This is a genomic window from Sessilibacter corallicola, from assembly GCF_021290925.1.
Lineage (GTDB): Bacteria > Pseudomonadota > Gammaproteobacteria > Pseudomonadales > Cellvibrionaceae > Sessilibacter > Sessilibacter corallicola.
The window spans coordinates 328,485-345,124 of sequence record NZ_JAJSLX010000002.1 but is presented as its reverse complement, the minus strand read 5'-3'; the positions used below and the strand labels follow the sequence as shown (position 1 = coordinate 345,124).

Genomic DNA, 16,640 nt, shown 5'->3' with positions numbered 1-16,640 from the left:
TTTTGTTATTTTCCTCCTACGATGCCCAGTTTTACAAAAAGATTACTAATCAGGGCAGGAAAATAACGTCTTATGCGCACTTATAATGTTAAATAGAACGATTTTTCTTTAAAAAATTAAAGAAATTTCTGCATTAATCTTCAGTTACTGTATCAGCATCTAAACCAAAAGCAGAGTGTAACGCTCTAACGGCTAACTCTAAATACCGCTCTTCAATAATAACTGCAATTTTTATTTCCGAGGTGGTAATCATTTGAATATTAATATTGTCGTTCGCTAATGCTTCGAACATCGTTGAAGCAACGCCCGCGTGAGAACGCATACCCACACCAACGATTGATACCTTAGCTACTTTAGAGTCAGAGATAACTTCACGAGCACCGACTTCTTTGGCAACCGTCTCTAAAATAGACTTCGCTTTTTCAACTTCGTTGCGATGAACAGTAAACGTTAAGTCAGTTGTATTATCTGCTGAGATATTTTGAACAATTACGTCAACTTCTATATTAGCAGATCCAATCGGTGCAAGAATTTTAGCCGCCGCTCCCGGGGTATCGGGTACACCAAGAACGGTTACTTTCGCTTCATCGCGGTTAAATGCGATTCCAGAAACAACTACCTGCTCCATTGCAGATCCTTCCTCTTCTAGAGTAATTAATGTGCCAGGACCATCAACAAAACTGGACAGAACTCGCAAAGGCACTTTGTACTTACCGGCAAATTCAACGGATCGAATTTGTAATACTTTCGACCCTTGCCCGGCCATTTCAAGCATTTCTTCAAAGGTGATCTTTTCGAGGCGTCGAGCACCTTCAACCACGCGTGGATCGGTGGTGTAAACGCCATCGACGTCTGTGTAAATTTGGCATTCGTCGGCACCGAGAGCCGCAGCGAGCGCAACGCCGGTGGTATCAGAACCACCGCGGCCAAGTGTTGTGATATTGCCGTCTTCGTCGACACCTTGGAAGCCTGCGACAACCACAACCCGACCCTGCTCTAGATCGCCGCGCATGTTTTCGATATCAATGTTTCGAATACGCGCTTTGGTGTGCGCACTGTCGGTTAGAATTTTGACTTGATTACCGGTGTAAGATCGAGCTTCTACACCGCGTTTGTGTAACGCCATGCACAGTAACGCGATGGTTACTTGCTCACCGGTAGAAACCAAAACGTCTAATTCACGCGGTGCCGGTTGTTCTGAAATTTCACCCGCCAAACCGAGTAAACGATTTGTCTCACCGCTCATCGCTGATACCGCGACGACAACGTCGTGACCGTTCGCTTTAAAACCAGCAATTTTTTCGGCTACAGCTTCTATTCTTTCGACAGAACCGACTGATGTACCGCCATATTTTTGAACGTATAAGCCCATTGATCTTTCTCGAAAACGCCCGATCGATACCGATTACGCTTATATACAAGGTATATAAATGCTTCGGCGGAAAACGAAAGGGGCGCATTAAACAATAATATGAAGTAAATGTTAACCTGTTTTCATGGGCAAAAGTCACAAACCTTTCGAGTTTAGCACCTGTTTAATACCAAAAAGTTATTACAGGCAAAAATTCGTCAAGTTCTTACTGAATGATTTTGCCAGACAACCATTCGTAAGCCTGGTTGATTGCCGCATCGATACCGCCAGCGTCAGTACCGCCGCCGCGAGCCATATCGGGACGACCGCCACCTTTACCACCCACAAGCGGAGCAACTTCTTTAATTAGGTCGCCTGCTTTAACCACTTTGGTCACCGGCTTACTAACGCCGGCAATTAAGGTTACTTTTTCACCTTCTGTACCAAATAAAATAACCACTGCATCGCCAAGCTTATCGCGAATCTTGTCCACCATATCGCCGAGAGATTTAGCGTCAACACCGTCAACCCGAGCGGCCAAACATTGAATATCGGCGATTGAGCGAGCTTGAGCAAGCAAATCATCGGTACCCGCTGCTGCCAACTGGCTTTTTGCACTGGCCAACGCTTTTTCGAGTTCTTTAAGTTCAGACTTGAGTGTGTCGACGCGCTCAACCACTTTTTCGGGTTTGGTTTTCAGCAGTGCACATACATCCGACAACAAAGATTCTTGTTGATCAACCCAAGCCAACGCAGCTTCACCGGTAATCGCTTCGATTCGTCGAACCCCAGCGGCAACGCCGGATTCGCTGACGATCTTCATTAATCCCACGTCGCCAGTGCGGTTAACGTGAGTTCCGCCGCACAACTCGACCGAGAAATTATCCGTACCCATGCTCAAGACTCGAACCGAATCTCCGTACTTCTCGCCAAACAATGCCATCGCGCCGCGTTCTTTTGCGGTTTCCATGTCGGTAACTTCCGTTGCCACGGCGGTGTTGGAGCGAATTTGTGCGTTCACCATTTGTTCAATGGTTTTTAGCTGCTCTGGAGTTACGGCTTCAAAGTGAGAAAAGTCGAAGCGCAGTTTTTGCGAATCATTCAGAGAACCTTTCTGGTTGACATGATCACCCAACACATCTCTCAGCGCAGCGTGGAGTAAGTGAGTCGCCGAGTGATTGCACGCGGTTTTAGCTCGAATGGAGTCATCCACAGACGCAGTAACAGCCGTGCCGATCTTAATCTCGCCTTCAAGCAATTTACCGTGGTGCAAATGATGAGCACCTTGCTTAGTACAATCGGTGACTTCGAACTTGGCGCCATCACTGGTAATAAATCCGGTATCGCCAACTTGACCACCGGATTCTGCATAAAATGGCGTGTGGTTAAGCACAATTGCAGCTGATTCGCCGACACTAAGAGTATCTTTCGATTCACCTTCAACAATCAACGCGGTTACCACACCAGAGTTTTCTAATTCTGAGTAACCTAAAAATTCGGTCGCACCATCGAGCTGAACAACGTTGCTGTAATCGACTTTAAATTGGCCCGCCGCGCGTGACATCTCGCGCTGCTGAGTCATCAACTCATCGTAGCGCGCTTCATCAATGGTCAAATCGCGCTCACGGATGATGTCGGCGGTTAAATCCAACGGGAAACCGTAGGTGTCATAAAGAGTGAAAGCAACGTCACCGCTTAATTCTTTACCGCTCAATTGTGCAAGCGCGGATTCCAAAACAGCCATACCTTTTTCTAAGGTTTTCGCAAACTGCTCTTCTTCAAGTAAGAAAACTTTTTCAACTTGTGCCTGTGCTTGAGCAAGCTCTGGGTAGGCCTCGCCCATTTCTTTCACAAGTGCTGAAACAAGCTTATGGAAAAAGGCATTGGTTTGACCCAATTTGTGCCCGTGGCGGATTGCTCGGCGCATGATTCGACGCAAGACATAACCACGGCCTTCGTTTGAGGGCAATACACCATCGACCACTAAGAATGCGCACGAGCGCAGGTGATCGGCAATAACGCGAAGCGATTTATTCTCCAAATCGGTTGAATTGGTTGCCTCAGCTGTCGCGTTTAACAGATTCTGGAAGAGATCAATCTCATAGTTTGAATGCACGTCTTGCATTACCGCAGCGACGCGCTCAAGCCCCATTCCAGTGTCGACACTCGGCGCTGGCAATGGATTCATCGCCCCGTCTGGTGTGCGATTGAATTGCATGAAAACAATGTTCCAAATCTCAATGTATCGATCACCGTCTTCTTCGGGAGAACCGGGAGGGCCACCCCAGATAGATTCGCCGTGATCGTAGAAGATTTCGGTACAAGGGCCGCAAGGACCGGTATCACCCATTGCCCAGAAATTATCGGAGTTGTATCGTCCGCCCTTGTTGTCACCAATACGAATGATTCTGTCTTTTGGTACACCAATTTGGGTTGCCCAAATGTCGAACGCTTCATCGTCTTCGGAGTACACCGTTACCCAAAGCTTTTCCGCAGGAATGGCCATCCACTCTTTGCTGGTAAGAAATTCCCACGCGTATTTGATGGCGGATTCTTTAAAGTAATCGCCAAAACTGAAATTACCGAGCATTTCAAAGAACGTATGGTGACGGGCAGTGTAGCCAACATTTTCTAGATCGTTGTGTTTACCACCGGCACGCACGCAGCGTTGAGAGCTGGTCGCTCGTGTGTATGAACGCTTATCTTCACCAATAAAAACATCTTTAAACTGAACCATACCGGCGTTTGTGAACAGTAAGGTTGGGTCGTTTCCAGGTATCAAGCTTGATGACGGTACAATAGAGTGTTCTTTGCTGTTAAAAAACTGCAAAAAGGCTTGGCGGATCTCTGCGCTTTTCATAGGTAACTACACTTTTCAGATGCAAAATCACATATTTTTTAATGATGACTACGGGTTAGCGACCCTGACGGTTCGCCCGCAAAAGCGAGCTAGTATAAAGGAACCTCAGACTTAACTCCAAAATTACTCAGCGTTCACGGGCTTTCTTTTTCGAACCTGCCGAAATTTTTCCGTGCTTTTCATTGTGAGAAAAGTGACTTCTGAAATACCGAGAAATTCTCTGTTATGTTTCGAGCAAGCAAGATCCTCTAAAACAGAGACAAGCGTTTATTAGGTAGGAATTATTAGACAGTGTGAAGAGAAACGGGAGTTCGCTGAAAAAACTGAATTTTAATTCAAAGAAGGTTTTATCATTGAGCGATTAAACCGATTAACCGCTCAATGTACTTACGACAGAAATACCAGATTAAATGAGAAGTCTAAAAACCAAGACCATCCGTTTCTGTGTATTTTTTGTTACCAAGAATGTGAAGGTGTAAATGAAACACCGTTTGGCCGCCACCTTCACCGTTGTTCACAATCAAGCGGAAAGCATCATCGATTCCTAATTGTCGGGCAATATCACCCGCTTTGAGCATTAACCGCCCCAAGAGAGCTTCGTCTTCTGCGGTGGCATCTGCCAGTTTTGGAATTGGCTTTTTCGGAATTAATAAAACGTGGGTTGGCGCTTTGGGCGAAATATCATTGATGCAAATACAATCGTCATCTTCGTAGATTTTCTCTGCAGGTATCTCGCCAGCAATGATTTTGCCGAATACGGTGGTTTCACTCATGACTCTTCCTTAAAAACGGGTAATGGTTAGCCCAAGGGCAAAATCTGAATGCCGCAGCCTATTGCAAGAGCGACATTCAGCATTCAATTGATCACCCTTTGGTCGCTGCTTTGTGCGCTTCTTTTTCTTCGACGGTCAATTCTCGGGCTTCGCTTTCTAACATGACTGGGATGTCGTCGCGAATGGGGTACGCTAAGCCGCTTTGCCAACAAACAATTTCATTGCTGTCTTTGTTGTACTCAACCGGCGCTTTGCTTACAGGGCAAACGAGAATACTGAGCAATTTTTTATCAATCATAATAACTTCCAAACTTTTGTGTTGCCTCGCGGCTGATTAGCGCTAACTTTACTGAGTTGGCATGGGTCCGACAAGCAATTGCGGATCAACACGCTTATCAAACCAGTTCATCCGCCAATCGAGATGCGGACCAGTCGAGCGACCGGTTGAGCCCACCTCAGCAATTTCATCGCCAGCCATAACCATTTGCCCGGGCTCAACCAAGATTTTACTCAAGTGAATGAACGTTGAACTGAGACCGTGACCGTGATCGACAATCAAAGTACCGCCTGAGAAAAACATATCTGGGTGCGCCAAACGAACTTGACCAGAGGCAGGAGCGACCACGCGAGTTCCCGTTGGACGAGCGATATCGACCCCGTAATGTGGTCGTTTTGGTACACCATTATAAATTCGTTGGCTGCCATAAACGCCAGTAATCGGTCCGGTTAAAGGCCAACGGAATTCCGATTTAAAAAACGTTAAATCAGAATTGTGATCGCGAGCTTTCCATGCCGCAGCGGCTTCTTTTCGAGATCGAGCAACTTGTTCGGGGTTTGGGCTCACTGTTGATTGGGGAACCCCTTCAATTTTTTGTAAACGGTATTCGCGTTGTTTTACATCGAATGCTTTGGTGTAAGACTCTTCTGTTCCCTGCTTTTTGACAGTGAAACTCACGCTCTTCGGCGCATCTCGATCGAGACCGACAACAAAATAACCGTCTTCGCTTAACTTGAGTTCTTTACCATCGTAGACAATCACTTCGTCAGCGTCTGCCTTACCAATGAGCACAGCGCCTTGCTGAACATCGCCAGAAATCTCAAACGCGTTAATTTGACTGCTACAACCCACCAGCACGCAGCCAACAAATTTAAATAATTTTTTCAGCATCAATTAGAGCACCTATAGATTTCAATATTTCCATCAATGGTTTAAAGAGTACAGAATCTCTGCAATTGCACCATAAGCAGAACAGACAATAAATAGCCCGGCCACCAAAAAACTCATTGCGACACCGAAACCTCGGGATGTTGGGTTGCGAATATATGTCACACAATAGATAAGACGTGCAACTGCGAACAATACGCCGAGTAATGGCGAAAGCCAGTAGGGATCTACAAATAAGCCCATTAACCAAATCCCCGGCACAACGATAATCAACAACTCCAAGGTGTTCATCTGAACGCGGTAAGTTCGTTCAAAAACCGGGTGCCCCACCGTAGCAGGAGCTTTTATGGAGTATCGTACACGCGCTCTGGCCGTTAGTAAGACAAAAATAAGATACTGGGTGATAACCAAGACAATGGCCAACGCCGAAAAAGCCACGACCTCTCCTTATATGTTTAAGAGTTAAAACCAACGCTCTAAGCAATAGAGCGACATCCATCAACGTTGATTATATTCCAAACACAATAACATCATAAGACTTTTGCCATCCGACGCTAACCGGGAGCAATCGTTGGAAACAATTTATAGTGAAAAATAAATAGCTGAATTTAATAACGACAACGTGAAAACTCACCCACTAACAAGCATCACTCAAATAAAAATAAAAAACCTGAAAAATATTAATAAAAAATAAAATCAAAACACTTAAAAAACACATTAAAATTTATTAAAAATAAAAAATTAAAATCAAAAAAATAAAATTATTTATAATTATTTTTCAAATAAAAAGCCAAAAACACAAAACCAACACACAAAAATACGCACACACCACCAGCCAACCAGTACTGACACACCATTCCAAGTGAAACAACAGTCAAGTAATAAAAACAAAACAATGCTTATACGAATATACGTAATGTCGTTTAAATCTATCACATAAAACAAACCTTAAACTAAAAACAAAAAATTATGCGACAAATAAATCCATATATTCGCATACATTTTCCTCACTATTGTAAAAAATCAACTTGAGGCGAATTAAATGATAGAGAAGCAATTGAACGTTGATACTATTGAACAGCTTTAGGAATAACTATTTATTTCCAACACAAGCACACCATCTTTATAAAATTCAATTAATGAATTTTCCAGGAGGGAACTCAATGGAATTTAAAAAATTAGGTATTGCAACGCTTGTTACTATGGGCATGGCCTTCAGTTTGAACACCCAAGCCTTTTCAATTGATCTAGACAACGAAGCCAGTGCTGACACATTAGCTTTCAGCCTTTTTGACCAAGGCATTTCTACTTTTAATGCTAACTTTACAGGAAATGATCTTCAATCCGGTACTTACGTTGACAACAACACATTTCTTACTGATTTTGGAATAGGATCGGGAGTAGTTTTATCGACTGGCTCAACAGTTGATGCCGTTGATCTCAGCAATAACCGTTTTTTTGCTAGCACTTCATTTGGTAATCCAGGATCAGATTTTTTATCTGAAACCATCGGTGAACCTACTTTTGATGCAGCAACTTTATCGTTTGATTTTCAATTTGATAACAACATCGGTGGAAATATAGAATTTGCGTTAATTTTTGGATCTGAGGAATATCGCGATTTCCCGCCTTTCCGACAAAACGACATATTTTCTTTTTCAATTGATGGCGTAAATCAATCTCAATTCTCTAACGGAGATAATATTTCTACCGCTTCAATTAACCGTAACTCTAGAGCTAGAAGCTTCATTGACAACGGTGAACCAGCAACAGTATTACCGACTGAGGCCAATGGATTAACCCAGATATTAACATTTGACGTCAATGGGCTTGATGCTGGTGTCCACACAGCTGAATTTAGAATTGCTGACGGGTTTGATGATCGAGGCGATAGCTTTGCATTTTTCACTGCTTTCGTAACTGACCCTGAGCCAGTGCAAGTCCCTGAACTCAGTGCCCGTGGCGCGTCATTGGCGATTATTTTCTTAATCAGTATTTTGTTGTTGATGTCTGAAAACAAAAAAGCGGGTGGTCTTCGACTCAGAAACCAGCTTGCCTAAAGCGACAAGATAAAAAGACCTGCCACAAAAAAAGCCGCTAACTAGCGGCTTTTTTATGAACTATAACTTAAGCAAATTTGGCAAAAGGCTCATCAACTGGAGTTTTTGCTAAATGATTGGTGAAGTTACTGATGGTCTTTTGCGCCAAGCCCAACAAGATTTCAATCGCTTGTTTGTTACCGTAACCGGCATCATAAAACTTAGTGAACTGCTCTTCAGACAAGGCTCCGCGGGTTTTCATGATCGCAAGGGTAGTGTCGCGCAAGGTTTCTAGCTTGGCATCCGGCAATGGGGTTTTATTGCGTAAACCTTCGATAATCGCTTGATCAATGTTCATCATATTGGCGATCGCAGTATGTGCAGGAACGCAGTAGTGACACTCGTTTTCAACATTGATGGTCATCCAAACCACAGTTAACTCTTCTGGTGAAAAGCTGGTTTCCTGGAATTTTGCGTGCATCATTTGATAACACTCAAGCGTTTCTGGGGATACAGCAAGCACTGCCGCTAGATTTGGCACCATACCAAAATTCTGAAGTGCCGCATCCAGTAAAGGTTTGGATTCTTCTGGTGAGGTTTCATGATTATAAAGAGTAAACTCTGCCATATTCTTCTCCAGGACAATGCCCTATTCACATGTGAAATTAACGTCAAGAATTGAAATTAAGCGACATACACCTTATAAAGGTTGCCAATGCCGCCAAATTCTTAATCAATCGATAAAATTAGGTACGAATCGCTAACGAAAGCGACGTATGTTGTGAATTCTGAAACATCGCTGTCACATACAGATTCAGCAAACACCTAATGTTGGCAGCAATGATAGAAAGAATTAGATAACCTATAAAATATCAAAGTATCAAACAGTATGTTCTAGAAAATGAGACAATGGTGTTTGAAACTATTCCCTACATTTCCTGTCTGCAGCTTTCTTGTAAAGAGAGTTATTCACAATTCAATAATCAGTAATAACCGTCAGAAACCTATCCTTTCCTACTCCGCATCACGGTGATTTAAATTGACTTGTCATTTAACGCAGACAGTCACTTAAATTAAATTCTGAAGTGCATTACTATTTTTTATAATTATTTTATTATCACTGCATTCCCAGTGGCATTAAAATCCACCAATCAACCATTTTTAATGTCAGAAAACAGTAATTTCTACTCACCTTTATTAGTACTTTATTAAGATAACTCTTCGCGATTATTTATCATTTTTTTAACCAACAAATATTATTATGCGGCCAATTTTATTGTGCTAAATTTTAACAGTCGCTCCTAAATTTTAGCGAAATATTAGTATTTACTAAAAACCAGCAACCAGCACAATCTGCATAAACTTATAAACACACCTTTAGAATCAACGTCTTTTAGAGAATTCTAATTAGAGCATTCGTAATAAGTCATTACCCAGAAATAAAAAATTAGAATTTTCACTTGTGTTCAGTGGCACCAGAAATCATCGATTTGGGACGACGTTTAACAATGATTTCAACGTGGAGACTCTAATGTTAAAACGATTTATTACACATCTACCGCTGTCAGTTATTTTATTAGTTCCATTTAATTCCAATGCCTTACAAGTCACTCTTGAAAATGACGCAACTACATTAGCCGAAAACCTGGTTGGGTCGGGTGTCTCTGTATTTGACGCTAATTTTATTGGCGACCCCTTACAATCTGGCTTTTTCTCAGACGGAATCTCCAGTGGATTCGGAATTGATAGCGGCATCATCTTTTCTACAGGTTCAGTTCTAAATGCCATTGGTCCCAACACAGCAGCGCCATCGACAGTGGATTTTGGCAATCCAGGTTCCGGTAGTGTTTCAGGAATTTCAGGCTTTCCCAGCTTTGACTTGGCCAGTTTATCTTTTGATTTTGAGATCAATAACTCATTTGGAGGGGATTTAATATTCAGTCTCGTATTTGGTTCAGAAGAATACAACGAATTCGTTAACACGCAATTTAATGATGCATTCCTATTTTCAATTGACGGTGTTAATCAGGCGGTATTACCCGATGGTAACGCAGTTTCTGTCAACTCAATCAATAGAGACCTAAATTCGGACCTATTCGTCGACAACACTGCCAACGTATTTGACACTAATATTGACGGCTTCACCAATCTGCTAACGTTTCAGGTGAGCGGTTTGGATGCTGGCGTACACACCGCTGAATTCTCGATTGCCGATTCCAGCGATGGCCTTCTCGACTCGTGGGTATTGTTCGGTGCAGACACGTTTGTGGGCGTTACTCCTGTGCCCGAATTAAATACTACAAGTGCATCAACCGGTATTCTATTTATTTTGTCGATGTTACTTTTGTTAAATGAACAGCGTTCACGACGATTAATCCCGGTAAAACACGATTAATCTTATTATTAAAATCGCAGGGAGGCGATTTTAACGGTTTTCCAATAATACTATTTTTTATTTCGCACAAGTTTTTCTGGCTTTTTCCCGCCTCAAAATTCAAACCAACCAACTGGACAATAATTAAATAGAAAACTTACGAGCCATCGATTCTAACGACCCCGCCAGATGCGCTTGCTCTTGAGTGGATTCTGTAACTTGCTGACCTCGCTCCAATATTACTTTAGAAGCAGACTCTATTTCGCGAGCGTCATTGGCAATTCTGTGGCCGACTTGAACTTGGCTGGTAATTGCTGAGGAAATATCCGCTGACATGCCTCTCACTTCTTCTATAGAAGCAACAATACGAGAGAGTGACTCTTGAACCTCTTTGGCTTTACCAACACTTTGATCTACCAATTCTCTCGATTCTGACATTTCTTTAAACGCGTTATTACTGTCTTCTTGAAACTTACTGACCATGACTTCAATTTCAGACGTTGACTCGTGAGTTCTTTTTGCCAGTGAACGAACCTCATCGGCAACAACAGCAAAGCCTCTGCCCTGCTCACCTGCACGAGCAGCTTCTATGGCCGCATTTAGCGCAAGCAGATTGGTCTGCTCAGCAATACTCTTAATCACATCGACAATACTGTTGATATTTGAACTGCTTTCATGGAGTTCTTCAATCGTACTGGATACCGACGCAATTCGATTGGAAACCGCAGAAATATTATCACTGGAATTGACAACCAACTGGTCACTTTCAACCACCAACGATTCTGCCTTAACGACGGATTCAGTTGTCTCATTAATGGAATCTTCAACTCTTTGAATAGAATCCGACATCTGCTCGATGGAATCGACCATTTGCAAGACATTTTGCTGCTGCTGATGTAATGATTGGGCATCAAGGTTGACCGATGTGGATATCTGACCGGACGCAATGGCCAGCTGTTCGCTGGAACTCAAGATCACTGACATGGATTTCGACAATTCAGTCAACATCTGATTTAAATTCTCGGCAATCAAACCAAATTCATCATTCGAATCAATATCGACGCGTTTTTTTAGATTTTTATTCGATGCGTTTTTAATGGTGATTAATATCAATTCAATTTGGCGATGAATATCTTTCACCAAATTAAAATTGAAATACACCAGGAAACTGAGAACAACACTCGTAACAGCGATGGTTAACCAAAAACTGGTTATCGTATTATCAACCACGGTCCGAGCAAATTCAGCCGTATTATTCGAAATAGCATCGTCTATCTTTTTCAGAGAATTAATACGTTGTGTGGCAAGATTAAACCATTCTACAGAGTCGTTCGATAGATCATATTCAAACGCACGACCACGAATTTCTTCTATTTTTTCTGATACTTCACTGCTTAACACATTTTGGTACGCTTGTTTTTCTGAGTCCGAGGCATACACCAAAAAGCTAGAAAAATAACTGTTTTGATCCGCCACTAAGGTGACGAATTTTTTGTACATACCTTCGGGAAAACTGTTTTGGCTCAACGCATTAGAAAGCACTGCTCGCTCTATACCGGCTCGTTCTTTTCCTTGAAGAAACTCATAATAAGAAGCCAATTGAATTCTTATATCAGCTTGCTTTGTATCAGCCAAAGCAATACCCGGACTTGTCAGAAGATGGCTGTTGATATTGGTATAGAAACCCAGAGCCTCTTTATTACCAATATCTAATTGATCGACACGTGACCTTATTTTGTTGAGTTGAGAGAACTCGTTTTCAAGCGCAGATATAAGTGAAGTTACACCTTCATGATTGTTAAGATGAGAGCCAAAATTTTTGGTAAAACCTCTAAAATCAGTCAGTTTTTTATCGGTTTCTGTTCTCTGCTTTGCTAATATTTGTCCGAAGCTGTAGCCATTAGATCCCAGAAAACCGGCAGAAGCGCCTCGTTCTTTCTGTAATTCATGCACCAACAAGCTACTCACAGCGGAGAATTCAACGAATTCCAATGCTCGCTTTGCGTCAGTGGTTTGATTACTTAAATCAACAATTTTTGAAATAGCAAAGTACAATACTACGGTGAGAGTTGGCACCATTACCATCAGCATTTTTTGCTTAACACTCAGCTTCATGACAATCGACCGTTGCGCTAAATGGAAAATTTAATGAATTATCGAAGGGACAATCTCTTATAGAATAGACTATAAAAAATTGTTAGAAACTGAACCAAACACGGAATTGATAATAATAGCTTCGGCTAATAAACCGTAAATTACCTAAGAAATTCAGCACACAAATACATTGTTTAAAGTGCGTAGGTAATCCGACTCTAACGTGTTGCTCCAGAGAATATCATGGCTAACACCAATCCCTTTAGCGTTAGTAAAGTCAATAATGGTGCAGTGATCATTGCTCGCTAAAGAACTGTTTCCCAGGCGAGTTCGAGCTTGGCTGTACTTGAATCGATTGTTGCATAATCCTGAAAAATACAGCGCGTAATCGTTTCTATTGATGGTAATGTACTTTTGTTTTACCAGCTTACAGCTTGAGATCCATTCAGCTCCTTCATTAAACTCAATATCACCTTGATGAAATAATCCGTTATCGAACTGAAAACCCGCATATTTTTCTTTGGGCGCAAATGTCTGCGTCAATAAATAGTGACCTAAGCTGTGCACCAATAAGTTACAAGATACGGATTTTTTCTCTAACTTTGAAAATAAATGATTAACTAATAACTGGTAGGCGTCTGTTAGCTGTTGAGTCGTTTTTATGGCTAACTTTCTGGCAACTCTGTATTGGCGATAGCGCTCATAAACCGCTTTGATTAATGACATCCGAGACAATATTCTCGTTGCCGGATGCACCATAGTGATGGCGGAAAATAACAGATGTGCAAGCGATTTTGGATTATAAGACCGAGAAGGCCAGGCAAAAAGAACAATGTTAACGGGAAACGTTTTTTGAAAGGTAAAGCAAGTTTCTAGGCTAGCTTCCAAAGTTTGGTTATTTCCGTGAATCCAAAACAGCCAAGAAAGCCCATTTGCGTCTTGCTCATCAATTACTTGAGACAGATACTGTTGATGATTTTCAGTTTCAATAATGTCGACTTCAAAATCATCTATCTTTTTTACGGCTTTTACATAACGAGAATTTTTTAACGATTGGTAATAACGATTAATTTCACGTTTAAAAGACTTGCTCTCTTTATCGTCATTATTATTCGTTATCGACTCTAGCTCAGGGTCTAGCGCTTTGTTATCGAACACTTCCGCCAGTTGTAATTCAGGACTGATTTCTTCACCAAGCTTAGATCTTTTTTTATTTTTTTCAGGCAACAGAACTCTGTTCGAAACGAGTATGATTCTAGGCAAATCAACACGGTTCAAACTTTTTGATTGCTTTGGGTAATTGCTATCTAAGTGGGAATCTGACTCCATAAACGACTCAATGTTACTCGGATTAATTGTTGCGATTAATAGTCGAGTTTATTGATACCAGTTTTTGGCCAATTCAGATGATTAGAACATTTACAGAACTGAATGATAAACCCATTGTTACTGCGAAAGGAGTTTTTTCACCGGACCATAAGACGTTCGATGAATAGGACAAATACCCAAATCAGTGATGGCTTGCAGATGCTTTTTGGTAGGGTAACCTTTGTGTCCAGCAAAACCATAACCCGGATAGACCTTATCAAACTCGACCATTTCTCGATCGCGGGTAACTTTCGCAATAATTGAAGCCGCAGCAATACATTCAACTCGGGCATCGCCACTCACTACAGCTTCGCTGGAATAGTTCCATTTCGGAATTTTATTGCCATCCACCAAGACATGCTCAGGTCGTACGGACAATCCATCAACGGCTCTGTGCATTGCGACTAAACTGGCTTGCAAGATATTCAGCTCATCAATTTCATCAATGCTGGCACGCGCGATACTGACGGATTTGGCTTTTGCCATAATTTCATCAAACAACAGCTCGCGTTTTTTCTCGCTTAATTTTTTGGAATCGGCCAAGCCAGCAATTGGGTTATTAGCATCTAAAATCACGGCCGCAGTTACTACGTCTCCCGCCAGAGGCCCTCGACCTACTTCATCAACCCCTGCCAACAATTCACCGCGATAACTTGATACAAAAGGTTCATGCTTCATGATTTTGCCTCAATTAAATCAAACACTGCGTTGGCGGCCTGTAAGCTGGCGTTTTGTCTGAGTTGTGAAGAAAGCTCTGAGAACTCTTTTTTTATAGATGCGCAGTAGGCATCATCGTCCAAGATTTTTAAGACTGCTTCGGCCAGATCATCAGCAATGAGTTTGTCTTGGATGAATTCCGGCATAAGTGCTTTGTTAGCCAGCAAATTCGGCAAACCGATGTACTTAATCTTTGCTAGCGATGACATAATTTTAAAACTTAACCATGCCATTTTGTAACCAATGATGGTTGGCTTTCCAAGCAGCATGGCTTCTAAACTGGTTGTACCAGAAGCAATCAGAAGAATATCTGATGCGGTCATTACCGTCTTAGAATCACCCAAAACCAAGGTGATTGGTAGATTTGGGTAATTTTTTAGTAACTCGGTAAGTTGTTTGTAGCGCTTTTCGTTTGCCGCAGGAACAATAAATTGTAGATCTGATCGCTGCTCAGCAAGTGTTTGCGCACAATCAAGAAATGCCGGAGCAATTAACCTAACTTCGCTCTCGCGGCTGCCCGGCATAATCGCCAGTGTTTGTTTGTTGGGGTCTAAACCGAGAAGAGAACACGCTGCTTTCGTGTCCTGGTCGTCAGATAATTCGTTAGCTAACGGGTGCCCAACAAACTTTACGGCAACATTATGTTCACGGTAAAAATCCGCTTCGAACGGAAATAACGTCAGCATTAAATCGCAAGCTCGAACAATCTTTTTAATTCGACCTTGTCGCCAAGCCCACACAGAAGGACTGACGTAATGCACGGTTTTAATACCAGATGATTTTAATTTTTCTTCAATGGTGAGATTAAAATCGGGAGAATCAATACCAATAAAAACATCCGGTGGATCAGCTTGAAATCGCTCAATAATGCTTTTGCGGATATTCAACAATTCAGGCAGGCGCTTAAATGGTTCAACAAACCCCATTACCGCCAAACGTTCTTGGTCGAAATGACTGTTGAATCCCTTGGCAATCATCTTAGGGCCGCCAATACCTTCAAAAGTCGCATTCGGATTTCTAAGCTTTATCTCGCGCATTAATCCTGCACCGAGAATATCGCCAGATGCCTCGCCAACCACCATTCCAATCCGTAAAGGTCTGGACATGATTAACGCAGAATTCCTCTGCTGGAGGTTTTCAAGGATTCAATGAGAGGATTGATAACAGAAAAGGATTCGGCCAAAACTGATAGTTCTTTCAGAGACTCATCAACAGTGAGACCTCTTCGATAAATCAATTTAAAGCCTTTATTGATTGCGGCAATTTCTTCTTTGCTGAAACCACGGCGCTTAAGGCCTTCTGCATTGATACTTTTAGCACCCGCTGGATTACCGTTAGCCATGACGTAAGCTGGAAGGTCTTTACCAATGGCGCTGCCCATACCAGTAAAGCAGTGAGAACCAATGGTGCAAAATTGATGAACCAGGGTAAACCCACCCAGAATTGCCCAGTCTTCAATCACTACGTGACCGGCAAGGGCTGCGTTATTCACCAAAATACAGTGATTGCCAATCACGCTGTCATGACCGATATGGGCATAAGCCATGATCAGGTTGTTGTTGCCAATACGGGTATCACCACGATCTTGAACAGTACCACGGTGAATGGTCACGCCCTCACGGATGATGTTGTTATCACCAATGGTTAGCGTGGTCGGTTCGCCTTTGTATTTTAAATCTGGCGTATCTTCACCGAGGGTTGAGAATTGGTAGACCCGATTGTTCTTACCAATGGTGGTCGGGCCTTTAATAATGACATGCGATTCGATAATGGTCCCGGTTCCAAGCACAACATCGGGTCCAATGATGGACCAAGGACCTATCGTAACGTTTTCGCCAATTACTGCACGAGGATCAATAATGGCTCGTGGGTCGATTAAACTCACAGGAATTTCCGAAT

Annotated in this window: 14 protein-coding genes; 2 read left to right on the top strand and 12 right to left on the bottom strand. The window is 42.2% G+C overall.

All coding sequences use genetic code 11. From position 1 onward, the window contains the following. Positions 1-133 precede the first annotated feature (133 nt). The 6 genes from LU361_RS08820 to LU361_RS08795 form a co-directional block, all read right to left on the bottom strand. Complete coding sequence (locus tag LU361_RS08820; RefSeq protein WP_233088486.1) at positions 134-1,372, bottom strand: aspartate kinase; 1,239 nt, start codon at positions 1,370-1,372, stop codon at positions 134-136. Between the two features lie 205 nt (positions 1,373-1,577). Next, a complete protein-coding gene (gene alaS / locus LU361_RS08815) occupies positions 1,578-4,211 on the bottom strand; it encodes an alanine--tRNA ligase (RefSeq protein ID WP_233088485.1) in 2,634 nt (877 codons plus the stop codon). A 419-nt stretch (positions 4,212-4,630) separates the two neighbouring features. After that, positions 4,631-4,984 carry a histidine triad nucleotide-binding protein gene (locus LU361_RS08810; protein ID WP_233088484.1) on the bottom strand — a complete coding sequence of 118 codons (354 nt, stop codon included), beginning with the start codon at positions 4,982-4,984 and terminating at the stop codon, positions 4,631-4,633. Between the two features lie 91 nt (positions 4,985-5,075). Then, positions 5,076-5,282 carry a Trm112 family protein gene (locus LU361_RS08805; RefSeq protein ID WP_233088483.1) on the bottom strand — a complete coding sequence of 69 codons (207 nt, stop codon included), beginning with the start codon at positions 5,280-5,282 and terminating at the stop codon, positions 5,076-5,078. A gap of 48 nt (positions 5,283-5,330) precedes the next feature. Next, on the bottom strand, positions 5,331-6,152 hold the full coding sequence (locus tag LU361_RS08800) for a M23 family metallopeptidase (RefSeq protein WP_233088482.1): 822 nt from the start codon (positions 6,150-6,152) through the stop codon (positions 5,331-5,333). Between the two features lie 33 nt (positions 6,153-6,185). Continuing rightward, positions 6,186-6,587, bottom strand: a complete 402-nt coding sequence (locus tag LU361_RS08795) for an MAPEG family protein (RefSeq protein ID WP_233088481.1) — start codon at positions 6,585-6,587, stop codon at positions 6,186-6,188. A 725-nt stretch (positions 6,588-7,312) separates the two neighbouring features. On the opposite strand from LU361_RS08795, the gene LU361_RS08790 reads away from it, so the two are divergent. Continuing rightward, positions 7,313-8,209, top strand: a complete 897-nt coding sequence (locus LU361_RS08790) for a choice-of-anchor L domain-containing protein (RefSeq protein ID WP_233088480.1) — start codon at positions 7,313-7,315, stop codon at positions 8,207-8,209. Positions 8,210-8,276: 67 nt separating this feature from the next. Here LU361_RS08790 and LU361_RS08785 read toward each other — a convergent pair whose 3' ends face one another. Then, complete coding sequence (locus tag LU361_RS08785) at positions 8,277-8,816, bottom strand: carboxymuconolactone decarboxylase family protein (RefSeq protein WP_233088479.1); 540 nt, start codon at positions 8,814-8,816, stop codon at positions 8,277-8,279. A gap of 903 nt (positions 8,817-9,719) precedes the next feature. Between LU361_RS08785 and LU361_RS08780 the strand changes: the two genes are divergently transcribed. Next, positions 9,720-10,583 (top strand): choice-of-anchor L domain-containing protein, encoded by an 864-nt coding sequence (locus LU361_RS08780; protein WP_233088478.1) that lies wholly within the window; start codon positions 9,720-9,722, stop codon positions 10,581-10,583. Between the two features lie 123 nt (positions 10,584-10,706). Here the strand turns inward: LU361_RS08780 and LU361_RS08775 are convergent, their stop codons facing one another. The 5 genes from LU361_RS08775 to lpxA form a co-directional block, all read right to left on the bottom strand. Next, positions 10,707-12,677: a methyl-accepting chemotaxis protein gene (locus LU361_RS08775; protein WP_233088477.1), complete on the bottom strand. Its 1,971-nt coding sequence runs from the start codon at positions 12,675-12,677 to the stop codon at positions 10,707-10,709. Between the two features lie 153 nt (positions 12,678-12,830). After that, positions 12,831-13,883 (bottom strand): alpha/beta hydrolase, encoded by a 1,053-nt coding sequence (locus LU361_RS08770; protein WP_233088476.1) that lies wholly within the window; start codon positions 13,881-13,883, stop codon positions 12,831-12,833. Positions 13,884-14,102: 219 nt separating this feature from the next. After that, positions 14,103-14,702: a ribonuclease HII gene (gene rnhB / locus LU361_RS08765; RefSeq protein ID WP_233088475.1), complete on the bottom strand. Its 600-nt coding sequence runs from the start codon at positions 14,700-14,702 to the stop codon at positions 14,103-14,105. Beyond that, positions 14,699-15,847, bottom strand: a complete 1,149-nt coding sequence (gene lpxB, locus LU361_RS08760; protein WP_233088474.1) for a lipid-A-disaccharide synthase — start codon at positions 15,845-15,847, stop codon at positions 14,699-14,701. The genes rnhB and lpxB overlap by 4 nt, the downstream gene beginning before the upstream one ends. A gap of 2 nt (positions 15,848-15,849) precedes the next feature. Then, positions 15,850-16,632: an acyl-ACP--UDP-N-acetylglucosamine O-acyltransferase gene (gene lpxA / locus LU361_RS08755; RefSeq protein WP_233089515.1), complete on the bottom strand. Its 783-nt coding sequence runs from the start codon at positions 16,630-16,632 to the stop codon at positions 15,850-15,852. Positions 16,633-16,640: the final 8 nt, after the last annotated feature.